This is a genomic window from Reinekea blandensis MED297, assembly GCF_000153185.1.
Classification (GTDB): domain Bacteria; phylum Pseudomonadota; class Gammaproteobacteria; order Pseudomonadales; family Natronospirillaceae; genus Reinekea; species Reinekea blandensis.
In genome coordinates, this window is sequence record NZ_CH724155.1 from 267,491 (window position 1) to 293,193 (window position 25,703).

General features: G+C 51.1%; 21 protein-coding genes. 13 read left to right on the forward strand and 8 right to left on the reverse strand.

All coding sequences use genetic code 11. The annotated features are described in order from the left end of the window. The 3 genes from MED297_RS20725 to MED297_RS20735 form a co-directional block, all read right to left on the reverse strand. On the reverse strand, positions 1–657 hold a 657-nt coding region (locus tag MED297_RS20725), incomplete at its 3' end, for a glycoside hydrolase family 3 N-terminal domain-containing protein (protein WP_008048569.1). A 157-nt stretch (positions 658–814) separates the two neighbouring features. After that, on the reverse strand, positions 815–1,294 hold the full coding sequence (locus tag MED297_RS20730; protein WP_008048570.1) for a GNAT family N-acetyltransferase: 480 nt from the start codon (positions 1,292–1,294) through the stop codon (positions 815–817). Continuing rightward, complete coding sequence (locus tag MED297_RS20735; protein ID WP_050762976.1) at positions 1,291–1,812, reverse strand: GNAT family N-acetyltransferase; 522 nt, start codon at positions 1,810–1,812, stop codon at positions 1,291–1,293. The genes MED297_RS20730 and MED297_RS20735 overlap by 4 nt, the downstream gene beginning before the upstream one ends. 181 nt (positions 1,813–1,993) lie before the next feature. On the opposite strand from MED297_RS20735, the gene MED297_RS20740 reads away from it, so the two are divergent. The 6 genes from MED297_RS20740 (at position 1,994) to MED297_RS20775 (ending at position 9,014) form a co-directional block, all read left to right on the forward strand. Beyond that, on the forward strand, positions 1,994–2,707 hold the full coding sequence (locus tag MED297_RS20740; protein WP_008048572.1) for an AzlC family ABC transporter permease: 714 nt from the start codon (positions 1,994–1,996) through the stop codon (positions 2,705–2,707). Further along, complete coding sequence (locus MED297_RS20745; protein ID WP_008048573.1) at positions 2,697–3,005, forward strand: AzlD family protein; 309 nt, start codon at positions 2,697–2,699, stop codon at positions 3,003–3,005. Before MED297_RS20740 ends, MED297_RS20745 begins: the two co-directional genes overlap by 11 nt. A 157-nt stretch (positions 3,006–3,162) precedes the next feature. Further along, on the forward strand, positions 3,163–3,777 hold the full coding sequence (locus MED297_RS20750) for a dioxygenase family protein (RefSeq protein ID WP_008048574.1): 615 nt from the start codon (positions 3,163–3,165) through the stop codon (positions 3,775–3,777). A 295-nt stretch (positions 3,778–4,072) separates the two neighbouring features. Next, positions 4,073–4,963 (forward strand): hypothetical protein, encoded by an 891-nt coding sequence (locus MED297_RS20755; protein ID WP_008048575.1) that lies wholly within the window; start codon positions 4,073–4,075, stop codon positions 4,961–4,963. A gap of 1,043 nt (positions 4,964–6,006) precedes the next feature. Further along, entirely contained in the window at positions 6,007–8,166 is a 2,160-nt protein-coding gene (locus MED297_RS20770; RefSeq protein WP_083779511.1) for an EAL domain-containing protein, read from the forward strand. Between the two features lie 194 nt (positions 8,167–8,360). Next, positions 8,361–9,014 (forward strand): hypothetical protein, encoded by a 654-nt coding sequence (locus MED297_RS20775; RefSeq protein WP_008048590.1) that lies wholly within the window; start codon positions 8,361–8,363, stop codon positions 9,012–9,014. Here MED297_RS20775 and nhaR read toward each other — a convergent pair. Beyond that, on the reverse strand, positions 9,011–9,916 hold the full coding sequence (nhaR, locus tag MED297_RS20780; protein WP_008048592.1) for a transcriptional activator NhaR: 906 nt from the start codon (positions 9,914–9,916) through the stop codon (positions 9,011–9,013). The two genes, MED297_RS20775 and nhaR, sit on opposite strands and share 4 nt — an antisense overlap. A gap of 114 nt (positions 9,917–10,030) precedes the next feature. Here nhaR and MED297_RS20785 point away from each other — a divergent pair, with 114 nt between their 5' ends. From MED297_RS20785 to MED297_RS20800, 4 genes are all read left to right on the forward strand, one after another. Then, a complete protein-coding gene (locus tag MED297_RS20785) occupies positions 10,031–10,378 on the forward strand; it encodes an HPF/RaiA family ribosome-associated protein (protein ID WP_008048594.1) in 348 nt (115 codons plus the stop codon). 87 nt (positions 10,379–10,465) lie between these two features. After that, positions 10,466–11,155, forward strand: a complete 690-nt coding sequence (locus tag MED297_RS20790) for a tellurite resistance TerB family protein (RefSeq protein WP_008048595.1) — start codon at positions 10,466–10,468, stop codon at positions 11,153–11,155. Positions 11,156–11,296: 141 nt separating this feature from the next. Then, a complete protein-coding gene (locus tag MED297_RS20795) occupies positions 11,297–12,106 on the forward strand; it encodes a hypothetical protein (protein ID WP_008048596.1) in 810 nt (269 codons plus the stop codon). Positions 12,107–12,221: 115 nt separating this feature from the next. Further along, the gene (locus tag MED297_RS20800) at positions 12,222–12,800 is read left to right on the forward strand and encodes a histidine phosphatase family protein (RefSeq protein ID WP_008048597.1); all 579 of its coding nucleotides are present in this window, start codon (positions 12,222–12,224) and stop codon (positions 12,798–12,800) included. Here MED297_RS20800 and MED297_RS20805 read toward each other — a convergent pair. Beyond that, positions 12,775–13,674: a sterol desaturase family protein gene (locus tag MED297_RS20805; RefSeq protein WP_008048598.1), complete on the reverse strand. Its 900-nt coding sequence runs from the start codon at positions 13,672–13,674 to the stop codon at positions 12,775–12,777. The genes MED297_RS20800 and MED297_RS20805 overlap by 26 nt on opposite strands. A 172-nt stretch (positions 13,675–13,846) precedes the next feature. Here MED297_RS20805 and MED297_RS20810 point away from each other — a divergent pair, with 172 nt between their 5' ends. Beyond that, positions 13,847–14,896 (forward strand): helix-turn-helix transcriptional regulator, encoded by a 1,050-nt coding sequence (locus MED297_RS20810; protein ID WP_008048599.1) that lies wholly within the window; start codon positions 13,847–13,849, stop codon positions 14,894–14,896. A gap of 96 nt (positions 14,897–14,992) precedes the next feature. Further along, positions 14,993–15,625 (forward strand): hypothetical protein, encoded by a 633-nt coding sequence (locus MED297_RS20815; RefSeq protein ID WP_008048600.1) that lies wholly within the window; start codon positions 14,993–14,995, stop codon positions 15,623–15,625. Positions 15,626–15,628: 3 nt separating this feature from the next. On the opposite strand, the gene MED297_RS20820 is transcribed toward MED297_RS20815, so the two are convergent. After that, positions 15,629–16,234, reverse strand: coding sequence for a MarC family protein (locus MED297_RS20820; protein WP_008048601.1), 606 nt, complete (start codon positions 16,232–16,234; stop codon positions 15,629–15,631). Between the two features lie 105 nt (positions 16,235–16,339). Continuing rightward, on the reverse strand, positions 16,340–16,885 hold the full coding sequence (locus MED297_RS20825; protein ID WP_040557742.1) for a carboxymuconolactone decarboxylase family protein: 546 nt from the start codon (positions 16,883–16,885) through the stop codon (positions 16,340–16,342). A 113-nt stretch (positions 16,886–16,998) separates the two neighbouring features. On the opposite strand from MED297_RS20825, the gene MED297_RS20830 reads away from it, so the two are divergent. Then, the gene (locus MED297_RS20830) at positions 16,999–17,571 is read left to right on the forward strand and encodes a TetR/AcrR family transcriptional regulator (protein WP_008048603.1); all 573 of its coding nucleotides are present in this window, start codon (positions 16,999–17,001) and stop codon (positions 17,569–17,571) included. 118 nt (positions 17,572–17,689) lie between these two features. Here the strand turns inward: MED297_RS20830 and MED297_RS20835 are convergent, their stop codons facing one another. Continuing rightward, entirely contained in the window at positions 17,690–25,453 is a 7,764-nt protein-coding gene (locus tag MED297_RS20835) for a helix-hairpin-helix domain-containing protein (RefSeq protein WP_008048605.1), read from the reverse strand. Positions 25,454–25,703: the final 250 nt, after the last annotated feature.

Genomic DNA, 25,703 nt, shown 5'->3' on the forward strand with positions numbered 1-25,703 from the left:
ATAGCCTTCGTAGGTTCGACCCCAGCGATCATCGCGCACGACGGCGAGCGTTGGCGCAAAGGTCCAGTCGATGCCGGTCACGGTAACCTGTTTGGCGGTGGCGGCGCCGATGCGGTTCAACAGATCGACATCATTGGCTGCGCCCAGACCGATGTTATGCGGGAAAATGACCGCGCCATACACGTTACTGTGACCGTGTACGGCATCGGTGCCCCAGATCAGCGGAATGGCCGCATGACCGTCCGTGGTGTCCATGGAGGCTTCCCAGTAGGCATCGGCCAAGTCCAGCCAATCGCCAGCGGAGGCTGTTTTCTCGCCATCGGGCCAAGAACCGCCGCCATTGAGCACCGAACCGAGGTGATAGTCGATGACATCCTGCGGCGTGGCAGAGTTGATCTCCGGTTGCACCATCTGGCCGACTTTTTCTTCCAGTGTCATGCCAGCGATCAGCGTGGAAATTTCGTTTTCTATTAAAGGGTCCAGCGCGATGGCACTGGTGATATCCGGCCAATCGGAATGGTCGGTACGAAAGGTGAGTTCGGTCTCTCCGCCGTTGTTGTCATTACCATCCGGGTTTTCATTGTTCGGCTTACTCGGATTGCAGCCGCTGACCACGAGCGCAATCGCCACGGTCAGGTACAGTGGTTTGGTATTCATATCAATCCTGTTGTTTTTGTTTTAGTTGGCGCTTGGCACTCTATAAAAATGCTGAGAGTGCAGACATCGCCAAAGACTTATGGCACATGAATTTGCAGGATTGGTACATTGTGAACATTCGTGATCGGGCAGAGTCAGACCGGGTTTTCTATGCGGTTCAGAGGCATTTGCGATAGAAATCTGTCATTGGGTGTTTTGGGTTGGGCGCCATAAACTGCCAGCCATGTTTAGCGTAGTGCTTAAGCGCTGGTGTGTTGGTCCGGCTCACTGACAGAACCGCGGAGTGGCAGCTGGCCGCTTTCAAATTGGCGCTGACATGACGTTGCAGTGTACTGCCCAACCCTTGGTGCCGGTACTGTTCGATCAGGTAAAACAGGTGAACATAGCCAACGCCATCTTCGCGACTGAACGCACGATACTCCAGTTGCCCGATGAGGGTTTCGTTCAGCCAGACGTGTTCGTAAAACCACAGAGGGTGAGTTTGTCGTTCAGCAATTCGTTCGCGATAGCCCTGTATGGCCTGATCAAACCCTTCGCTTGTTTGGAAACTGCAGATCCAGCTGTCTTTGCGAAACGACCGGCAGGCATCGAAGTCCCTTTGCAGGTTAATGGGACGAAAATCCAATGCAGCCGTCATTCGCCGGAGTCCAACAACCGGGCCATAAAATATTCGTCGACGTACTGACCCTCAACTTTCAGCGCCTGTTGTTTTACCCCTTCAACGGTAAAGCCCAACGAATCGTAGAGATGCTTTGCGCGATGGTTGTGTGTCATCACAGTCAGTTCGATGCGGGTCATGTGCTGCGCTTGCGCCCATTCAATAAGCGTTTCCATCAGCGACCGACCCACGCCCTGGTGACGAGCCTCTGCTAACACCCCAATAGCGCAGTAGAGTGAATGGCGGTTGCGGTTCGCCTGACCGCCCAGACCGGAGACCACCCCGATAGGTGACTGGTCGGCATCCAACGCAACGAACATTTGCTGTCTGGGATTTTCGAGTATTGCTTGGATTTTCAGTCGCTGCTTTTCTTCGGTGAGCTGGCGCTCGCCCGGCTCAAACAGCATGAAGCGGGTTTCATTGTCGAGTGCAGTGAACAACTCGGCCAATGCCTTGGCATCTTCAAGCCTAACTGGCCGGATAGTAATCGGCTTCACAGGGTCAGTTCCTCAACCTCAAATAGAAAATCGGAGACCAGTTTGACTCCGACGAAAGGTGTGCTGTGACAAATATGTCAATTTGATACACTCAGATCAAACTTCATGACGAACAATTTTTCCGGCGACATCGTCCGCCGTTGTCTGTTCGACTAAGCAACCTCTGAACCGAAGAGCACCCATGACCGAACCCTCCCAACTGAGCCAGTTGAACGGCGCCCTTATCTGGCAAGGCTTTCGCCATCTCGCCCCGATCTCCCTGTTTGTCATCGTGTTCGGAGCGGCCTTTGGCCTGGCGGCGGTGCAACTGGGCCTGACGGAAGCCAATGTACTGGCCATGAGTGGTTTGGTATTTGCTGGGGCGTCGCAGTTTGCCGCGTTGGATTTATGGGGCGATCGGATTCCGTTGTTCACCGTCATGATTACCGTGTTTGCCATTAACGCGCGGCACCTGCTGATGGGCGCGACCCTGTACCCGTGGTTACGGGAAACCTCCATCGGCAAACGCTACGCGTTGATGGTGCTGGCATCCGATGCCAACTGGGCGCTGGCGATGCAGCACTTCCATCAGAAAAAGCCGGGCTTCGGCATGCTCGTTGGTGGAGGCTTAGCGCTATGGACGGCCTGGATGATCGGCACCGGGTTAGGTATCTACTTTGGTAATGCCATCAGCGACCCGAAAGCCTACGGATTGGACATGGCGATGGGCTGCTTCCTGCTGGCGCTGGTGGTGGGCGGTGAAAAGAATGTTCGCATAGTCACCATCTGGGGTGTTGCCGCCGTCGCATCGATCCTGGCCTATCTCTATCTGCCCGAAAACAGTCACGTTATTGTCGGAGCGCTGGCCGGTGGTCTGGTGGGCCTGCTGCCCGGAGGTGACGACCGTGACCGTTGAAATCATGATCAGTAGCCCCTGGTTTATTATCGCCGCGATGACGGTCACGACCCTCGCCACCCGTTGGGGCGGCGTGTTTCTGATGTCTGTCGTGCCGATCAGCAATCGCGTGCATCGGTTCATTCAGGCCATGTCGGCCTCAGTGCTGGTCGCCATCCTGGCACCGCTGGCCTTGACCGGCGACTGGGGCGCCCGACTCGCCTTACTGGCAACCGCCATCGTTGTGCTGATTGTCAAGAAACCACTGCCGGGCATCGCCGCCGGCATTGCTGTCGCCGCGCTGGTACGCTGGTTCTGAATCGCGCTTCTTTCTGTAGGAGGGGGCAGCGAATTAAGCTGGCCGCGACAAACTCGACCCGTGATCCGAAAAGACCACGCAATCATCCGGTAAAGACCCGTGACGTAACCGGCGGTTCGCCTATAGTCATCTCGACGCTATCTGCTGTGAGGTCACCATGTCCGATCACCCAAACCATCACCGCCGCCAGTTGCTAATCGGCACGCTACTCACCCCGTTAATGCCGCTGGCGAAAGCCGCCACCCCGACCCCGAGTGCCACCGAAGGGCCGTTTTACCCCACCCAGCGCATGCGCTTTCGCGATGTGGATAACGACCTCGTGCGACTCGACAGTGCCGCCCGCATCGCCGGAGGGGAGGCCGTACGAATCGCCGGCCAGGTGTTGGACCGGGACGGACAGCCAATAGAGTCCGCCGTCGTGGAAATCTGGCAATGCGATGTCAACGGGCGATACCTGCACACAGCCGACACCGGCGGTAAACCTAGAGACGATGCTTTTCAGGGGTTTGGTCGTGATGTCACCGATGCCGATGGCCGTTTTCGTTTCCGAACCATCAAACCGGTGCCTTACCCTGGTCGCACGCCGCACATCCACGTCAAAGTCTGGGTTGGCCAGCGCGAACGACTGACCACTCAATGGTATTTGCCCGACCATCCCGACAACCAGGGTGACTTTCTTTATCAGCGATTGTCGATGGAACAGCGAGAAGCGGTCAGTTTGGTTTTCGATGCGTCTGCGGAGCCGTTAGCTGAGATTCAGTTGGTGGTTTGAAACGATTTTCGGTACCTAACCATCACAACTATGTTATTAACCGTGCATCTATTGGTCAAACTCGGCAATGTGTTGGTTATTTTACCCTCATTGGCAGCATAGCGGTAAAGAGAGTAGTTGGTATGGAGTGCTATGCGGTGTTGGATAACAATAGATACAGAGGTAATCATTAGACCCACAACATTGCGACAAGCACCTAAGTAGTCATCTGATGGGCGCAATTGGATTATGTCGCTTTCAAAGTTTTGTCGCACTCAGGTAGACTAACGAACTGTCCATTTCGATCGGGGTTCTGATGCGATATCTACTGGTTTTAAGTCTTATATTACTCACGGCATGCAACTCCTCATCTGACTCTGGCGGCAGCAACCCCGATAGCGATAGGCCGAGTGATACGACCGACGCCAATAAGATTTCATCGGGCGTTCATGTTCGGGTTAAGCATGACAACACGAATGCGCAAGCATCATTGTCATTTGACTTTATTGTCGATGCGGAGGTATTACCGGATATCGATACGCTCGAGAGGATTGAAATTAAGTCAGGGAGTGATGTGTTAATCAATGTGCTGAACAGGTCTGAAGGTAAGCTATATACTCCTAGTTCTGAAGAATGGTGGTTCGGCACTTCAATTAGCGATGCAAAAGTTGAGTTCTTAGATACAAGTAATTTAAGTCTTGAGTATGAGTCGCTTGGTGGTGAAGTAAGAACTATCAACGTCTTGTTTACTTGGACGTCCATCGATAAGCAGCTAAACCCGTCTCTGATTTATAGCGATTTTTATGAAGGAGACACAGTCAATATAGTCGACGGAACTAAGGCCTTGGCGATACCAACGAGTGTTGACTTTAGTATCGATGGAGTCAACCGAAATCTACAGTTAAGTTTTTCGCTTAATGAAGCGCGGGCTAGTCTTGTCGATATCTATTTTTACAAAGATGAAGGAGGGACGCTACCAACACGAGTCTTTCCAGATTCTCGATGGGCCGAGGACATTAATATCGACGGAACGTTAAATCAAATTGTCTACCAAGAGTCCGACGTTGCATTTGATTCAAGCCATGATTTTGATGACATCACGCACGTCAAAGTCCACGTCTACGATATACCGAGTAATGGGCATATCAAGTTCAGTGATTACTTTCAGATGAGTAGCTATAGCGACTATGTCGAGGTAAGCCCTTAGGTGATATGAGATTTTCTCGATTCATTAGGGGGGAAATCATACCAACGATGCGCCGTTAAAAAAGGTAAGACTCATTGATCATAGTGATTATTTTAATTTTAATAGGTACTTTTCTTAGATTTAAAAACTTCAGGAAAAAAGGGTCGGTCGATAAAAACATAAAACGAGATTTATGGCTGTTTATTGTTCAGATCGCGTCTCTTGGGCTTTTTGCTGGTCTAACGCAGGATTCTTTAGTTTTATTGGGTATTTTCTATGTGACTATTGAAGCCATGGTTGCAAATCAACTATTTGCTAAGAGGCATTTTAAATAGACATCAAGGGGAAATCCCTTAGGAAGCCGATGCCATTGGACCAAACGAACCCTGTAATGCTTTTCTATGATTAACCCTTCTCAGTTTTTTTGGTCTTACATCCCTAGTTTTCGTTTTTTTGTTCCCGGTGCTTTGCCTCAGCAATCAATCAACCATCTGGATCTAACCTGTAACAACTGTTGCTTTCGAACCAGGAAACCGTTGGTACATAGTGCCGTCTAGTGCTTAATGCGCAGAGCAGAGTTCTACGTCCGATGTAAGCCCATCGAGAATCGAATTGGAGCGTGCTCAGTTATGTGTTCGACCGTCGAGAGGAACTTAATTAAAACACTCGGAGTGTTCATAAGGGTAACAACGATCATTATTGTTTTACGACTGAACAAATCGAGACCAATACCAGCTTTACTATCCGTAATAAACTACCACGACTCTAAGGTTATTCCCGAAAGTGATGGGTAACCCTATCTCGATAAAAATTTAGGACAATTAAGCGTTTTTCAGGGTAAGGTCCAGGCCTTCCTGTAAGATGCCCGAACACTGAAAGAATCGAATAATTTGAACCGAAACCGCTTTCAGCTTGACGTTTTGTTGACTATATTGAGTGGGCGTCTATTCACATAGCAGGCAACAGACACGCGGTAACCTCTGCCCGAATCAATAAAGTGAGTGTGCGCTTGCACGGCATGGGTTACTTGCTGTTCGAACCCCTTTTCCAGCCTAGGACGATCTATGAACATGGTTTCACGCATTTGGCGATTGCCTGTGGACTTCATTTCCAGGTTCGACAATACCCTCAGGTTAGTATTACTCATGATTGGTAGCCTGAGTACCATCCTAACGGTCATTGTTGGCTTCATGACCTTTTTTGAAGGGTTGGCTACCTGGAAGCTGTACGTCAGCATTGGCTTTACCAGTGCCTTGGCCGTCATTTTTTACCTGAGCTATGTTGATGAGTTTCTCAGTCAACGTTTCTTTGTTCTGTTCGTGATTCTCGCCGGCTGCGGCATCAAGTTGATGGCTCAGGCGCCCGTCGATGATTATGGCTATGTGTTTATCTACTGTGCTCCGTTGCTCAGCATGGTTTTTCTCACGCCTCGTGATACCAAACTGATTATCTCGGTGAATACCTTTGTTTTCGTACTGATGCTGATTCATACGGTTCAAACTGAGGACGCGGGTATTATTGCGTTGAACAACCCTCTTTTCTTCACTCACTTTGCTTTGTTTGTGGTCTTAAACTTTGCGCTACCGCTGTGCTTTAGAGACTTAACATCTATCAACCGAATGGCGTCAAATGCCTTGGTTAATGAAAACCTGAAGCTCAGAGGGGACATCGAAAACCTTCAACGTTTGTTAGCGCAGTCGCGTCAGGATAATGACATCGTCAATCTGGATAATTCTCAGCCAAAAGAAGTGAACAAGTTGCTGAAGGTTTTACTCGGGCAGGCCTGGGAAAGCAACCTGAAGTCCGCCCTGGCACAAAAACGTCATGCCTTGGACCATTATGAAGCGGCAACGGTGACGTCAGGAACTCGCTCTCATCCTATTGAAAGCGATCTTGCCTATTCACCTGCTTTAACGTCACGGCCAATTCCGGATAAGACGATTCAAAAACGCACTCCGCAGAACGATTTTGAACCAGTCAGCGCCAGCGAAGCTACAACAGCGTTATTGAATAGAGACGCGTTGATTCAGACTCTGTCAGCGGTCGGCGAAGTTTATATCGTCACGTTGAGGCTTGAGCGTCCTACTGCTATGAATGAAGTTTCTGCACAAAGTGTCGACTTAAGCGCCATTAACCAGTTAATACAAAGGCTAAGAGACAGCTTCCCGACCAGCCCATTGGCCAGATTGTCCCGACATGATTTTGTGATCGTGTTTAATGATAAGAACCTGGCAGAGGTGCAATCGCATTGCCGGCAGCTGGTGCATCAAACCATCAGTCGTTCGATGTCGACAAAGAGCCATTGTCATGTGTGTATTTCACTGGCAAGCGGGTCGATGGACATGCTGCATCACATTATTGATAAAAGCCTCGACTTGGTGCACCAGAGTAAAAACCATCTTGCTTACTCGTTTATCATGAACGAAAGCCAGTATACGGGTGAGTTGCAGCAACGTTGTGAGCAGCTCGCTTTGTTGATTGAGCAAAAGCGATTAAAAACTTTTTATCGTCCGTTCAGGGATTCAACCGGTAACATCAAAGGCGTTGAAGCGAATACGTTGTTGGACCTCCCCGAGCGGGATGATTCTCTCAATAAAGAGCTCATCAGAATTGCCAAGAGAAATGGCCAGATTGCTTCAATCTCGATTAATGGTCTGGAACAGGTTTGTCGAACGATTATTGGTATGGCTAAAGGTAAGAGGCTACCTGAAGACTTTCTGGTAACCGTTAATTTATCGGTAGCTGAACTGATGTCAGAATCTTTTATTCACCAGTTCATTGAGACCCTTAACAAGTTCCCCGTTCGGCCTGAAAACATGGCCATTGCTATTTCAGAACGGACATTTTTAGAGCATTGGGAAGAAGTCCGGCTGAGTGTTCAAACTCTGCGATCGTTGGGATTCCGTCTTGCGATCAGGGATGTGAGTTTACCCAACGAAATAATGCCACCACTTACCGATGCCCCCGTTGACTGCATCCTGTTAGACAGTGATTTCGTCAACGCCAGCCTTCAAAAACCCTTCAAAGGTAGCCCGCTACATTCGATTGGTGCTTTGTGCTCTGAGTTGGGCATTCGCCTTGTTGCTCGGGACGTTGAATGCTCAGGTGACGAAGCGGACTCATTACAGCGGTTTGGCGATTTATACTGGCAGTGCCGTCAGCTTGAACCGGGTCTGAGCAGTGCCAAAACGATTGAGCTGATTCAGAGTTCCGTGTCGGTTTAAGGACACCACGCTAGGGCGAGACCACGATCGTGGCATGCTCACTTTATTACTGTTCCTGATTGTTGCAATGTGAAATTGGTACCCAACTTGCTCCATAGATCCTTTCCGATTCATCGGATGCGATAAGCGGCAAAGGCTGTCCGTACAGGGGCGATGCTTTGCCGAGGCATCAACTGTCAAGGGTGAGCAAACGCATGAATACGATCAACACTCAAACGGTTCCTTACCAACAACCCTTGTCGAGCGAGAGTGCCGGTAATGCCGTCAGTGAGGCTTCGGCCGCGTCGACATCGGAGACACAAACCAACTCAGCCGAATCCGGCTCTACCGTCCAGGTGTCTTCACGCGCACAGGCCATTCAAAAGCTTAATGAGGAGTTTTTCTCCGGCGGCACCCGAGGGTTTTCAATTACCCCGGCGTTTATCGATCGGTTGCAGGAATACGGTTTGATTTCCAACGATGAGGCCAGTGCCTTGTCTTCCGGGACCAGTGCCGCGGCGACCAAAGACGAACCCAAAGCGTTGGCGATGTTGAGTGATCAGGTCACCAGCTTGATTGATCGGTTAATTGAAGACGATGAAGATAACGCGCTGATTGAGCCCCTGCAGAACGCGCGGGACGCATTGGACAACATCGAAAGTCTGTTCAGTCAGGGCTCTGAAGCCGACTTTAACAGCTTGAAGCAGGCCCTGTTGGTTCCACAGTCCACCGAGGCGATGGAAGCGCTGTCCGAGGCCGAAGTTAAAACGCTGAATCAATTGACGATGTCCCTGACGATTGCGCAAAAACTGAGTTCTGGGTCGGGCAACAGCGGTGTCATTGGCGAGTATCTTTCGAATCTTAGTTAACCGGCTCTGGTCGTACCCAACCAGCGCCGAGCCTCCTCGATAATTGTCACCACCGCCGGGTTGGTCGGGTTTCGCTCGCTGGTGATCAGATAAAAAGATTCAGTGACATCAGTAATGCGTCCAATCTCTCGGGCGTCGTACTGTTCTGCCACTTCGTCCGCAATCGATGTCGGCACGATGAACACCCCAACCCCTTCCTGACCGAACGCTTTCATCAAAGCGCGATCGTCAAACTCACCAAGGATTCGAGGCACAATCTGTTGATCGGTAAACCAGGTCATCAGCGGTGCTCGAATCTGTGAAACGTCGCTGGTCAGCAACATCGGTGCCTCATGCAGCATTTGTGGAAACGGCCGCGAGGATGCCAATGTCAGTGAGGTCGCCGCCATAAAACTGAGCCCACTGTCCCCCAGGCGATGGTTATACCCGCGCACGCCCAGGTTGGAGGGAATCGGACCGTCGGCCAGTACGCAATCGAGCCGATGCAAGGCCAAATCGGCAAGCAGGTTTTCCTGAGTCGATTCCTTACAGATAAAACGAATGCGTTCGTTGAGGTCCATGGCTGGCATTAATATCCGACTGGCAATAGTCTTCGGCACCGCATCGGCCACCCCGACGCGCAACAGAATGGGCTGTTCTTCATCCGCATGCGCGACCTGCGCTTCCAGTTCATTGCCCAGGGTGAAAATCTCTTCCGCATAACTCATCACCAGTTTGCCGAACTCGGTCAACTGCAGGCCGCGCCCGGCTTTTTCAAACAGATCCCGACCCAACTCGGCTTCCAATTGATTGATCTGACCGCTGATCGTTTGCGGGGTAACGTGTAAAGATTCACTGGCTTTGGTCACACCGCCCTGCTGCCCGACCACCCAGAAATAATGTAAGTGTTTGAAATTCAACATGATCCACAAACCCTTCGAAATAAACTGACTGTTTACATTGAATATTCGAATTTATCTGATTTTAGATCATTTTAAGATCGCAGAGGTGGTTCAACACAACAGAGGAAAGTGAGTATGCAGATTGAGATTCGCAGTAAAAACATTGATATGACGCCATCGCTGCGTGATTACGTGCGACGTCGCCTCAGCTTTGCCCTCGGCGCCCGAGCCGGACAGATCCAGCGCGTGCAGGTGATGCTCAGCGACATTAACGGGCCAAAGGGCGGAAACGACAAGCATTGCCGGATTCTGGTCAACGTGCCCTACATAAAAGACGTGGTCATCGAGGACTGTCAGACTGAGTTGAAAGGGGCCATCGACCGTGCCGCCGCACGCACCAGCCGGACACTGACGAAACGCTTGATGAAGCTACAGAAGATCCGCCAGGTGGGTCATCACGACTTTCCACAGACGGCGATCTGATGCACAGACATCACCAACAGCATTCCGCCGGCCGATTCATCTGACAGTACCGGGCCGGCGACCCAAATACGATCAAGAGGTTAGATTATGAATGTACAAAACTTATTGAATCAGTTTGTCGGCACCACTTCAGGCAGCGGGAGCGCATCGACGGGCGGTTCCAAAAGTGGACTGACGGGATTGGCCGGCGGTGCCGCCGCAGGCGGGGTCATGGCCCTGCTCGTGGGCAATAAGAAAGCGCGCAAGTTTGCCGGTAAGGCAGCCACCGTTGGCGGCGCTGCGGTATTGGGTGGCATGGCCTATGTGGCGTTGCGCAATTGGCAGCAAAACCGATCATCGGCGAACCCGCCGCCGAGTGCCGCCGCATCGTTGGCGGCCATTCCGCAGACGCCGACCGATGGATCGGAGTTTACCCGCAGTTTTGAACTGGTATTGATCAAAACCATGATCAGCGCCGCGAATGCCGATGGGCACATCGATGAGTTTGAGCAGAGTCGGATCTTCGCCGCATTCGATGAACTTAATCTACCGGAGCACGCCCGGGGTGTGTTCACCGATTTAATCCGATATCCCGAATCACCGGAGAATCTGGCGCGTGGGCTGGCTGACCTGAATCAGAAAAGCGAAGTGTATCTGATGGCTTGCTTCACGATTGACGTCGACACTCAGGATGAACGGGCGTATCTCGACCGGCTGGGCAATGCGCTCGGCTTGCCGGAGGATTTACGGCAACAGTTGGCACAGCAGGCCAGTGAGCTGGCGTTGCAAGCTGCTTGATGGTCAGTTATTACATTAAGCACGGGTCGTCATGAGGTGAGCCACGGTGGCCCGTGTCGCTGCTGTTTCAGTTTCGGTTGGTACATGATCATGGTTTAATGCCGTTTCCATTCTGAACCGGAAGCGCAGAGGTTAAACGGCTTGGCTAAGGTTGTTCTGAACGTCATCATTCATTGCCTTGTCGCACTTATGCTTGCGATTCTTACGCAAGTTGGCGCCGTAACGTACGCGGTGTCACTGTTACTGTATTTCGCCTTCCGCCAAATACGTTGGCTGGGGTTCCTGCTGGCAAATATCAGCCTCTACGCCCTCTGTACCTTTCTGATAGTTCCGCAAACTGCGCCGATGTTTGGGCGGGTACCTCTGGCCTTTAACGATCATTTGAAGCCTGCGAATGCTTGGCTGTCTATCGGGCATAACCGAAATTTTGTGGTACCGGAGTTAAACCGTTTGTTGGGTGATCTGTCGCGGGACATGGCCGAGTTGGATTCAAACGTTGTGGTCACGGTGTTGGATGCAAACTTTCCGTTCATCAATCACTATCCGCTATTGCCTCATCTGAGCCATGATGATGGCCGAAAGGTCGATCTTGCGAATCTCTATGAGGATGAAAAGGGTGTTCTGGTTGCCGGTACTCCTTCACGCAGTGGTTATGGTGTGTTTGAGCATCCGGCGCCGGATGAAACCAATACGAACGAGCGTTGCAAAGACCAAGGCTACTTTCAGTACGATTATCCAAAGTACCTGACGCTGGATGTGTCGAATGAGACGTATAACTTTTCTACGGAGTGGAACAAAACGTTACTGGAAATATTGCTGTCTTACGCGACTGTTGAAAAGGTGTTTGTCGAGCCGCACCTTGTGAATCGGTTGCAGCTTGATAACAACCGGGTTCGGTTTCACGGTTGTGGTGCGGTACGGCATGACGATCACATTCATGTTCAGATTTAGAACAGGTTTCCCATGAAGAGCGTACCACCGAAATGGATGAGTTTTTGGAATTGGTGGCGGTGGGCACGCCAATCGATATTACTTGGTAAGGAATTTAAATCGAATGAGGCTTTGAATGACCACTCTCTACCTAGTCAGACACGGCGAAGCCGGAGACGAACGCATCAACGCAGTGTCTTACGAACCGAAAAACGAATACGACAAACCGTTAACTGAGTTGGGGTTGGCGCAAGCGTTGAAGTTGGGTCCGGTCTTTAAAGAGACTCTCTTCGATCGCAGCTTCACCAGCGACTACTTTCGCGCCATGGAAACCTACGAGCAGATGGGGGTGCAAACCCAAAGTCATCAGGTATTACCGCAGATTCGTGAACTGTATTGCGAGTGCATTGGGAAAAACTTTGGCAATACTGACCTTGCCGAGTTCAAACGGCAAAAGCAGCGCGTGCAGCAGTTTATTGATGCCTATCTGAGTGACTTGAGTCAAAACGAAACCGTGCTGGTGGTGGCGCACGGTTGTTTCATTCTGTATTTGCTCAAGCAACTGACCGGCGTTTCGTTTGGTCATGAGGTGACTCATACCGGAGTCACCTGTTTAACCTTTCAGGACGGCTGGCAGCTGTCGTTTTTTAATGAGTCATCGCATTTGTACGAGCCGGTTGACCCGGCGATCACGGCGCTGTTTTCTGACGGCTAACGGAAACCTCGGTGTCAGCGGCCCGGCCGTAGGTGTTTTCTACCCAGTTCGGCCCTTTCCACAATATACGAAGGTCCCGGTGGCGAATCACATCGCCTATCATGCAGAAAAACTCATCGGTACACAGGCGGATCGGGTTCAGCGTCGTCGGTTGTCGGGTGGTTAACCCGTACTTAATCTCGCCGGCGTCTTGTTCATCGACAAAGGTGCCGAACAGCTTATCCCAGATGATGAGAACCCCGCCAAAGTTGGTGTCGATCTGGGCCGGGTTGCTGCCGTGATGCACCCGATGGTGCGACGGCGTATTAAGAACTTTCTCCGCCCAACCCAAACGACGCACCGACTCAGTATGGATGAAAAACTGATAGGCGAGGTTCAGTTCGATGGCGATGATCGCCCAGTCTTTATTGAAGCCGATCAGGGCAATCGGTAGCCACCAGATCAACCAACCGAAGTTTAAATCGTATAAAAAGTTCTGGCGCAGTGCGGTCGAAAAGTTCATACGTGTCGAAGAATGATGCGTGACATGCCCGGCCCACAACCAGCGCACGTTGTGCATGGCGCGGTGATACCAGTAGAACACAAAGTCGACCAGGAAAAACATCAGCACCACGCTCCAAAGACCGTGCACCGGTTGGTATTGCAAGCCAAACTGATACACCCAGTCGTACAGCCCGGTAATAACCACGGCGATCAGAATGCCGTCGGCGATTTTATAAATTGCCCCGGTGGTGATGCTCGCCAGCGTCTCCCGGAAATCGTAAATGTCGGTGCGACCTTTGCGGTGCCAGTAGTACGCCTCGGCGACAATGATGCTGAGAAACACCATGCCAAACGTGATGATAAAGCCAATGGCATGCAGTAAATCTTGCATGAAGATGTGCCCTTACTCTCAGTGAAGATCGCCCATCGGGGAGCGATACGGTTGTTATTGTGCGTCTAACCTATCGAGCGGGGTCGCGGCTGTCTTGATGATTGGTGTCTCGTTTTTGACAATCTGAGCCAGGCTGACGTTTAATGGTCTCGAATGCTGCGAGACCCCTGCAATGCTCAATCATTTGTTAATCAGTTCTGATGTTTCGGCGCTATTGGCTGACTTTATCGACGGTTGGACCGAGGCTGAAAACCGGCCGATGACCGTTCAGAGCCGTGCGATGCTCCAACAAGCGGTGGCGCCGTTGGCGGCGGGTGCTCGTTTGTCTTACGAACAGTGGTGGATGGTTCTGGAAGAGCTCGCGCAGTTAACCGGGCAGCCAGCGCTTGGGCTTAGCATCGGTCAATATGTGAAAGTTGAGCACTTTGGCTGCCTGGGTTATCTGTTTAAAACCAGTTTGAATGTAGAGCAGGCCCTGCGCTGCTTCGAACGGTTCCAGCGGCTGCTGTATGACGGCAACCGAGCCTCTTTGATCATTGAAGCGGGACCGTCTGGCGAGCGTGAAGCCCGGTTGGTCTGGGCATCAGAATACGGTTATTCCCATGCGTTGTCCGACGAAGTGCTGATCTCGGGTTTGTTACACCTGCTGCAAACCCTGCTTGCCGATGATCAGTTGCGCCCGACGCGCATCGAGTTCACTCATACGGTGGCGGCTGAGGTGTTGGCGGACTACGACCGCTGTTTCCAATGTGAAATCACCGGGAACCGCCCGAACCTCTGCGTGGTTTTCCCGGCAGAAGTCTTCAGCCGCCCAATTATCGGGGGCGATGAACATTTGCATCAACTGATCAGCCATCAGGCCGAAAGCCTGCTGAGCGACGTGCCGCATGCCGATGCTGAGGAAAAGATCAGCCTGCGGGCCCGTAAAGCGCTGATTCGGGCGTTACAGGAGGGCTGCCCGACGGCCGACGTCATTGCCGAGCAATTGCATTTATCCAAGCGCACGCTGCACCGGCGGTTGCATGATGAAGGCGTCGTATTTCGGGATCTGTTGAGAGAAACCCGCATGACGCTGGCTGAGCAATACCTGAAAGACGGGAAAATGACCCTGCCAGAAGTAGCGCTGATGTTGGGCTATTCCGAGCAGAGTGCGTTTAATCGTGCCTTTCGGCAGTGGTTTGCCGTGTCGCCTCGGCAGTATCACCGACTGCATCAGGGGTAAGTGCCGAGGTCTGACAAGGCCTCAGTGTTATGGTTTACTGAATGTACGGTTCATCGATGATCACCATGTAATGGAAAACAAGCGAGAGTCACTTGAATGAGCAACAAGCCATCTGGCCGTCGTAAGGCCGTATTCACACTGCCTGATCCTGAGGAAGCCGTCGTCAGCCAAGGAGTGGGCGCCGAGGCATCCCGAGTGGATATCGCCAAAAAACGGCAAATGGTCGAACGTAAAATAGAACAGTTGGAGTTACCTGAAATGCACCGGCGGCTGAGCAAAGGCATGGGGCTGCTTTGTACATCGATGAGTATCACCATGTTGGCGTTTAACAACGGATGGCTATTTGAAGTGAACACCCAGTCTCCGGTAGTGCTGGGATTGGGCAACGCCATTCTGCTGCTGATGGCGTTGTTGTTTTTGGTTTCGCCGTATCGGTCGAACCGGATCGTAGTCGACCGTGAGTCGATCTGGTTTCCCCCGTTCCTGTTTCTGGGGAACGGACGACGACTGCGATATCAGGATATTCGCTCTGTTGAAGAACGTGTTACTCGAGGGGAACATGGCAGCAAACGCCTGATGTATGTGACGATGAAGCAGGAGCGCCATTTTAAAATCAGTGAGTTGCAGTTGCGTGCAATAAAAGACTCACGTGACAGCAATGGCTTTTATGACCTAATTAATTTTCTGAAAGCGCAAGCGGTGTTAGCGGCCTCACGGCAGCAACAGTGACACTTAGCTTAAAAACCCCTGCACCCCGGTAAAAACAATCTCGGCCGCCATGGCCGCCAGGATCAAACCGCTGATTTTAGACAGAATGTTCAGGCCGGTTTTGCCCAGCACCCGCTCCAGCAAACCGGATAACAGCAGTAACCCGGTCAGTAAGCCAAGACCGGAGAGCATTCCCAGCATACCGACAAAGGTTTCCCGAAAAGTGGGCAGTTCTGCCCCCAATACCAGAATGGTACCGATGGTGGCTGGACCAACGATCACCGGTATCGCCAGCGGTACCACGGCTATGTCGTCACGGTCTTCTTCCGGTAGGCCTTTGGCGTGGGTTCGAGTGCCGCTGTTCACCAGACTGACAGCGGTTAAAAACAGCAATGAACCGGCGCCGATCCGGAACGAGTCGAGCGTAATGCCGATGGCTTGAAAGATGAACGGCCCGGCAAAGAACAGCGTAATGGCGATCACACCGGACGCCAGAATAGCGCGAGCGATCACGGCCCGCTTCACCTCGACCGGTTCGCCCCGCGTGAGCGCCAGGAACATCGACACGACAAAAAACGGTGCGAACAGGAAAACAAACTTAATGGTAATGCTGATGTACAGATCAATCATCGAACGTGCGGGCCCAGCCTAGTTAAAAACGCGGAGTATAGGGCCGGAAATGGTGCGGGGCCAGAGAAATCGAGCCGGAACTCCCGGCCCGTTTAAGCCTGTGGATTATTGCCAGGTGTACTTCTCGAAACGCTTATCCACAGGCGTGCGTGCCATGTGGTTCACATAGTTACTGATCACCTTCTGAGACAGCCCCAGGATGATGTCCAGCACCTGTTGCTGACCGTAACCGACGGCAAAAAAGGCTTCCAGGTCTTCATCGGTCGCGTAACCTCGGTTGCGGACCAGCGTAAGCGTTAAGTCCTGCAGGGCCTGCAGTTTTGGTGTTGGCATGGGCTCGCGGTTGCGCAACGCCTCGGTCAGGGCCGGGTCGACTTTCATAGCATTGGCAATCCCGGTGTGCGCCGGCACACAGTAATGGCATTCGTGCTCTACGTTGATGGTCTGCCAGACCACAGTCAGCTCTTCGGCATTAAATGACGAGTTCAGAAACAGCTGATGCAGTTCCTGATACCCCTTCAACAGGTTAGGGGACTCGGCCAGTACCCCGTGCAGACCAGGTACCACGCCGTTCGCCTTCAGGGACTTCTTCAATAGTGGTTTGCTGTCGTCAGGGGCGCTTTCAATCGTGTGAATCGTAAAATGACTCATGGTTATCTCTCCGTTAGTCGCGGTTTCGCTTGAGTGTTTTTTCAACATAACTGGATTTGAACGATCGTTCAAGCTATATTTGAACAATCGTTCAAGCGATTGGAAATAACCTTATGCCTGCAACACCGACTCACCACGCCGACGCCATCCCCAAGGCCACCGACCTGTTCTGGGAAAAGGGCTTTCATGCCACGTCCATGCGCAACTTGCAGCAGGTCATCGACCTACGCCCGGGCAGCATTTACGCCAGTTTTGGCAGCAAAGAAGGGTTGTTTAAAGCATCGCTGTTGCATTACTCGCAGCGTAGTCGCGATCAGTTGAAAGCCGCCATCGCACAGGCCGGCGACCCATTGAATGGCTTGAAACAGTTTGTGATCGGTGTGTTGCAGTGTCAGTCCGCAGCGCCCAGCAGCATGTGCATGCTGGTGAAGTCCATCGCCGAGCTAACCGAAGACCAGGCGGATCTCTTAGCCGAAGCCAAACGACTATTGAACGTGATGGAAGGTGAGTTTGCTGATGCTATCCGACAGGCTCAGACCCAGGGCCTGATCAGTTCCGAACAGGACCCGGTGCGTATGGCACAGCGGTTACAGGTTCAGTTTATGGGGTTACGCACCTACATTCGGGCGCATGGGGAAACAGCGCAGGTGGTTGAGTTAGTGGAGGATCTTTTTGAGCATTTGTAATCGGCTCTGAATGATTTCCATCGAGTTTTAAGAGGTTGTTTTTGACTCCAATGCGCTGAACAACTCGCTTAACAAAGTCCAAGGAGAAAGTGAGTTGTTCAGCACTTCAAAGGTTGAGTTATAAACCTATTTGAGAGAGAAGGCGTTGAGCTTGTCCAAAATAGGTCCTGAGTCCTCTTGCATAGGGTGGCTTCTCATCAGCGCCGAGCGCTTTGTCCGGGCTGCGACTGTCACCATTGTAGCCGCCCGCGATTCGGCTCCAAACATAGGCATTGCCAAAATCGGGGTCTTTTATCCAGCTTGTCAGTGAGCGCCCGGTGTGGGTTTTGCTTTTCAGAAAATCAATTAAACCTATAAACTGATTCCGACCCGAAAAGTAAGCCTGATAAAGATCCACGGCTGATGCGTAGCCATTGTATTTTCGGTGCCCGTTACCAAGGGTTTGAAATGCACCGTAACTGGCAGATAAATGCGCGGTTTCCTGATCTGACAATGACGCCGCCAAATCTCTTGCAGCTTCTTGGCGATCCGCATAATCGACTTGGCTTAGCCCTCCTGGATGAAGGGTAATCCATTGACTGCTTGAACAGTTTCCTGATGGGCAGTATTTGTGGTTCCGCCAACCGGTTTGCGGTTTAAAATGGGCATCGTAAGCGGAGCTGCGGTTAGACTCTTCCGTGCTGCTCAGTGTCGGATTGCTGATCCATTCGCGGAAAAAGACATGATTCTCGAAGCGTTGGGTAGGCCGCGCGGGTGATTGCGAATCAGATCCGACAAAAAGCTGCCCCTCTTTTGCGAGAATAGCCAGCGCAATAGCGCAGCCACGTGATTTTAAGGCCGAACCGAGTTCCAAGTCGAAAAGTGATTCGAGAACACCGCCATATAAGTTCCAGTGTTCAGCCATTTTTTGTTCCACCGAGCTTAAGCCGGATGTCGAAAGCATTGATGTCGGCGCGTCTTGTAGCGTGGTTGGCGAATTGTGATGCCAGAAGAATCGCAGATTACTCTGCAGTGTCCAACCAATATTGCTGTTGTCGCTTGCACGCTTCACCTTAACAGCCGTTTTGGTTTTACCCCCTTCGTTAAAGTCCGCACGATCCGTTTCAATAACCAGGGTATCTTGCGGGATAGCTTTGATAGCACCCCCTGAAGTTTTTAAGGTCGTTGTCAGATCGCCTTGTTTCCGAAGCCAGGCCGCGCCATCAATGGTATGTAAAATGGGTTCCGACGAGGGTGCTGTTGTCGGTGCATCCGATGTGCTCTCAGTATCTCGATAAATAACGGGTTCCAAGATATCCCAAGTTTGTCTATCCAGCTCGCCAGTTAAAGGAAGACCATTGTCATATTGAAATTCAGCGACCTTTATGGGCAAATCAGATTCGTCAGCACCGAAAATATCAAAGTAATTCATAATGTCATCGGCTAGGGCATCCCAACCGGCACTGATGCGATGCCCGGCATTGCTTACCGTGGCCTCGGCAATATTAATCATGTCAGTTAAATTAAAGTCACCGAGCAAACCGCCACTCGGTTGTGCTGAGGTTCTCAACAAAATCGCCGTAACCACTTGGCCATCAGCCAATGCGACAGAACCACTTTGAACATCTGACATCATCACTCGCGCCCAGGTTTCCAGACGCCCCAATGTCTCCATCGATCCACTTTTTGGCCTTAAAATGACGGCTTGGCCAACAAAGTGCAGAGGGTCCAGCAATTCTGAACCGGACGCATCTATATCGTACCAAGCGGCATCAATGTTCAGTGAGTCACTGGAAAACCCGATGCCCATCCAGCGGGCGAGCTTCACGATAGTCGCCGCCATCTGGCTTTCAGCCAGAAGAGACGTAGTTGACAAAATATTCGGCGCTGAAATCGGAGTTAGTGACTGCTGTTCTGGACTGCCTGAAGTAAACGCTAACCCTGTATCCGTACTGAGCGTAACCGGAGCGATACCCACATTATGTGCATATGGGATAGAGACAGACCCGTCTGCGTTCAGTACTTCATGGATAAAGGGCCATATATCATTGAACAGAAAGCCCAGCTCCTGAGGCAGGCGGGTCGTTAATGACTCTAACGCGCTAGAAAGTGAGTGAATTGCGGAAGCTGAAAGCCCCTGCGAAAAGGCCGACTGTACATCCTGCATAATGTCATCAAGGAGTGCCAGCAACGCAGGCACGACCTGTTGACTGATGAGCGATTGAACCGGAACAGCCCAACGCAAGTTTGAAGGGTCTGCTGACGGGTTGCGCACAAACGCTTCGACAGCACCCGCTAAATGCACACGGCTTTCTCTTGAGACGTCGGCCTGTGCCGCGTCAGGGTCAGCACCATGAGCATTGCCATAAAAGCTGCCTTCAAAAAAGCTCAGTGCATTCATATAGCCAAGTGCGCGCGCGCCTGGAGATTGAAGGTCGATTCCTGAGTTGATCGTGCTGGATAGATTGTCACGGAACAGCAAACAGACGGCGTGGATTGCAACGGCATATCCGAGTGCATAGACTTCGTCTTTAATCGCCTCAATACTGAGATCTGAAAATCGAGTCGCGAGCGCGGCCAGATCACCGATCCCAACGGTTTCCGTCACACTATCAGACAAGATGGCGTCAACAACCGTCGTTGATAATATAAAGTGGTAGCGATCGTTAATGCTCATCCCGCGACCTTGGCTTTCTAGCTCGGCAAATATCCCATCTTCCCAGAGATTCATTACATAGAAGCCGGATGCATTTTCGGGTTTGGCGGTATTGCCCTTAAAGAAGGCTTCGTCACTTAATGAGCCTTTTGGAAAAGCTATTTGCAGATCTTCAAAGTGACTGCCGTCGATATCGGAAAAGCGACGCGCTTTATAGACCGCGGTCGACAGCGTGCACTCGGCTTTTATTCTGTCCCAGGGAAGCGCCATGTCTTCATAATTAAGGTTGGCTTCACGTTCAGATATCTCTCGGATATGGTTGTGGGCGGCCACATAGCCCGAGAAGGCTGAGCTCGCTTCCTGAACGGCCAAGTCTAGGAGCCAATCCATGGTTCTGGGGCCATTATCCAGTGCCGCATTAATGTGATCAAACCGAATTTTCTGGCCCAACCCACGCATAACCCCGCCAGAGAAAATGTCGCGGGCATATTTCATGACGTATTTACTGTTTGTGTATTGTGAAAGGTATCCGGTCAACAAGGCTAATGGGTGTCGATCTGTACTGAGGGAGTCAGGTCCAAAGTCGTTGGCGTCAGCGTTATCGAACGGACGCGTGTTTTCCAGCGGATCCCGGCCGTCTTCGGGCGCATCCGGTTCGCCATCTCTTGCAAATAAACCAGAATCCTTATCCTCAGGCTGCCCTGTCGGTACTCCGCTGTCCGTGTCTCTGGGCGACGGAATGACGCCACTGCTCCCTCGGTCAACTTCAAAGTTCAGTCTTTCGGTACCATCCGGTTGACGGGTCACTTCTAATCGAGAAGACGGGGCATCACTATTGCGTGCAATGTGTTCGTTCGTAACATCGCGTGACACTGGGCCAGAGTCCGCATTACCGCTTCCGGCCGTTGGTCCTTTCAGTTCCTGATCCAAGATCTGTTTGGAGTATTTTTCTTTATCTTCTGCTGAAATCGCATTGTCTTTTCGAGCATCAGAGACGGCCTTGAGTTTCGCGGCAAGTGAACCCAGTTGTGCACCCTGTTCGCCAAAAGCCTGAGCAGTCGAAAGTGATTTCTGGAACGCAGCAATGGCATTGCGCTGGTTTTCCGTCAGCCCCGTTATATCTCGGAACACGTTCGGATTGCTGAGTAACGAGACGGCGGCACCGACTCCCGCAGGGTCAGGTGCGGCCGGCGCATTTTGCAGATTAATGATTGGATTTGGTAACGGAGTTGGGGTCGGGTCAGGCCCTTCTTGGACTCGAGGCTCAGTCGATATCGGCATAATTTGTGTTGGGCTATCTGGTATTGGCTCTTCACTCCAACGCCAGAATCGATCTTCCTCAATGCGTTCACAGCTGTTACAGCGACCCATGATTGCTTCAGCAAAGACCCCCTTAGTGGGTAGGCTAAGTCGTATTGGGTCCATGGGGGTTTGTGGTTTGTAGAGTGACAGCAGATCAATCTCTTCCCCACGAATACCCGGATCCAGTCGGAAGCCGGGTGCCACTGGCATGACCAAGCTATTACCCACAACACCGATGACTTCGTTTTCAACAACTGATGCAACCGATCGTACAACCCCGCCAGGGTAAACATCCCGTTCGGAATAGTCTCGAACCTGAATCCCATCGAGAAACATGAAACGTCGATCGGCACTCATACCGAGCCAGATCGCTTGATGGTAATATTCCAGATTATCATTCAGATGAGACTGAAGGCGGGCAGCGCGTTCAATATCCTCCTCTCTAGGGTTGCGCATTTCGCTGCGACTCAATGGCGTTTGAATACGAACCATATCGTTGCTGACTTGTCCGGTTGTGGAAGAATACCCAAGCAGATCATCCTTAATGCGGGCGGAAGAAAACAACCGGCGTTGCATAAACTGGGTTCGGTAAGTCATGGTTCCTGAATGGATCAAAACATTGGCCGTTGAGGGTAAACGCTCTAAAAGTGTCGAACCGTCGGATAATATTATCGAACTTGCTTTTCTGATCTCGATCGCCGCGATATCTGATCGACGCAAGCCCGATGGCATGGCCCCGGACTGGCGAACAGAAATGTACAGCTTGCGGTTTTCCCTGAACCGGGAAACCAGAGTCGCATCCAATGGCAAGGATGTGCTGCTTTCAGACCCACTTGCGGTTTCAACTCTTGCGTCAAATTCAAGATTCTGAACCAATGCTTGAGCAATTTCCGGTGCCACCAGTTCCGTAAACAGTTCTTGTCTTCGCTCGGCTTTTGATTCTGCTAATTCATTGACCTTTCCCATGATGGAGGGAAAGAAAAATGTAAAAGGGGCAAGCGCTGATTCCACATCTTCGATGGTTGCGGCCGTCGCCAGATCTGTTGGCATGCCGATTCGGAACTCAAGTTCAAACTCTCCCCAGACCTGATCGACATCGACATCGGCCCACCGGGCATCGGGTAAGTCTGACCCTTCATAGTCATTTTCAATTCGCTCAATGGCATTGAAACCCGATAAAAATCGACGGCTGATCAGGCGTCGCGACAATGCCTCTCGCCAGCGCAATGTTTTTTCGTAACTAAACGGAGACAGAATTAAAGGTACAAAAAGGCATTCCTGTACTGATGCCAGTCTTTGCTCTACGCGTAAATGCCTGAGGACTTCATAATACTGAATGGTCAATGAGTGGCAGTGGTTGTAGTTGGCGACGCTTTCTGTTTGAACGGAGAAGCGTTCTCCTTGTGTGGCCGTTTCGATCACTGTAGCCCTTTGAGAGCGAACCGAGGCCGCCGCCTGAGAGGTTCGGTCGCGTAGCGATTGCGAAGAAGACAGCGTTGTGTTGCGCGCCGAGTTCTGCCAAGCGGATGAAGATGCTTTAGCGGCACCTCCAGCAACGCCTAATAATCCACCTAAAGGGACGGGGCCTGCGGGAACAACCGCGCCAATGCCTAACCCCGCACCCCAGCCCGAGGTTTTGGCCGTTGAACCACCGCGAACACTTTCTGAGACTGCACCGCTGACAATCTCATTGATGTCTCTGTCACGGGTTAAGTTGGCTGTTAGATTATCTGCATAATCGAGCTCCTCAGAGCGTTCCGCTGCAGCACGGTGTTCCCAATCCAGTACAACGATTTGTTTCTTTTGCCCGGGAGCCAAGGGTAGAGAGTAGACAATATCTCCTAGTGAGTATCCGTCAGAAACCCATTCCTGCTTAAACTGAAGCAGATGCCCATGAGCTAAAGAGACCGCTTGATAAAACGTTGGGTCTTCGTCCCAATCAATCGATGTATCTAAATCAAGGACCGCCCGACCCGCTGCCATGTTTTTAGACCGAGGAGAAATTCGATCTCTTAAACGCAATGCATTGGATTTTTCTATCGCTTTTTGAAGGGTTGCAGCGGTTAGACCTTTCCTGAGATTGGTGTGCTCAAGCAAGACATCCTTACGAACTGTGGCTTTTTCTAAACCCGGCGCAAATGTCGACACCTCTGCATTCGGGACCAGGTCGGTAATGTCTTTGACACTGATTTCGCCTTCGTCTGATAGGTTATAGCCATTGATTTTTGGTTCAGACGTTCTGACAACGGTAAAGAATGAAAACTCATCGAGTACGGCCCTGTCGCGCTGGAACTCATCGGCGCAACTGTCACAACAGTCTTCCTTTAGTTCCGCATCGGTATCCACCACCAGGACAATTTTCCCCGGCAGAAAGCCTTCTGATGTTGTTTTTATATCGTCACCTTCAATTCTCTGAACAGGTTCCATATCCAAAACAATGGGGACATCCACATACGCTTTTGACCCTTGCTTTGCGCCTACTCTTGCGAAAGCGCCGGTGAAACTCTCTTGTGGCAAGTCGATAAAAAAATAGCCGTTGTTTTCAGATCGCATCGCCAATAGCGGTGTATAGCTTTCCTGGGTTGGATTCTGCGAGCGACTGACATAAAAGATGACCTGTACATCGGAAAATATCCGTTCTCCGGATGGGTCGATGAGACGACACAATGCTTTGGCCGGCCGTTGGGGCATGCGGACAAAACCGTTGGGATTGGAAATCAATTCCCTGGGTGGAACGTTAATTTTAACGGGATTGGAAGACAGAAGATCGGATACGGAGCCTTGCCGCTGACTCAGGGTTTCACCGGTAGGGGCTCTCACTGATAATTTTAATCGTTGGACTAAACCATAATGAGCAAGATGAACCTGAGCCTTGCCATCGGCGTCAATCGGAAAGGTTTTCTCGCCAGACCAAACGATGTTCAGTGTGGTTTTATCAAGAAGATCATAGGATACGACCAGCTCATGGTCAGCATAAGGGTTGGTGATAACATCAACATCTTCAACCAAAAGGACATTAAAGCGGGTTGAATCTGGCTCCGGCAGCGTCACCGTCAGAACACGATTGCCGTTCGATGGGTTCGAAAAGTCCGTAGTGCGATAGGTCTGCTCTAATACAGGAACATCATCGACGGTACGAACAATGACAGTCAACGTTTCAATTTGCCCTCCGGATATGGGCTGTATGACCGTTTCGTTTTCCCGAGCAAGCTCAAGCGTATCCGAACGATCATTGAGGCGATTTGAAACCCGCTCGGTCAGTGTCCAAGTCAGGGAGTAACCGGTGTAATCAACATTCGACGCTTTCTGAGCCCGAAGGGTGATGGCTTTCGGTTCTGATTCTACCGGATCGTCCACGACAACGATCAGGGTATCACCGTTTTCCGGGCGGTGAACGCTGGTATCGAGAACAACACCACGCGAGTCCAACAGCGTTAGCTTAATATCCATCGATTGACGCGTATTTTGCTCGATCTCAGAAAGCCGTACTGTCGCCTTACCGGAACTGTCGAATCGAACCTGTAACCGACCCGTTTGAGGCCGGTATTTTCGAAAAGGCTTTGTAGCGGAACTCCACTCAAGAACGCCAATGACTCTTTTGCTGGAGCCTGGAATATTGCCTTCAAGTTTTATTGTAAACTCGAACCCTTTTGTGGTTGCACTCCCTTCAAATAGCCGATCAACATGTGAACCGTATTTATTCGGTGGATAGGACTTAATGTCGTCTTCTGTAGTGGTCTTTGACCAAAACAGGCCAAAGGCATTTTCAATATCACGTTCAAACGCTTTGTTGTAAGACACCACGCCTTTCAGTTCTTCCATGGAGTTAAATTCAACGCCGGCATTTCGTGCTTCAATGATGCGCTCTGCAGTTTTTTCTCCGATCCCTTTTACGGATTGCAGAGACTTCTTATCGGCAGTATTGAGGTTAATGTGTTTTTTCACGACATGATCCTTTTCGTGGTTCGCATTCGGTCCTTATCGAGTCTTATCGACCCGACAGTTCGCGTATGTTATCGGTTGAAATCGCCTTTCAGCGTCAGGTGTCAATAGCGGTACATCACCAAAAAGATGATGATTGCTGAATGCTAAAAACCTTTCGATTTGGCGCGCTAAATCCTTGTCTACAGCCGTCAGTCCCCAGTGGGTTTGGGCACTCGGCGATTGTTGAACTAAGCGTAATTACTGACAAAAA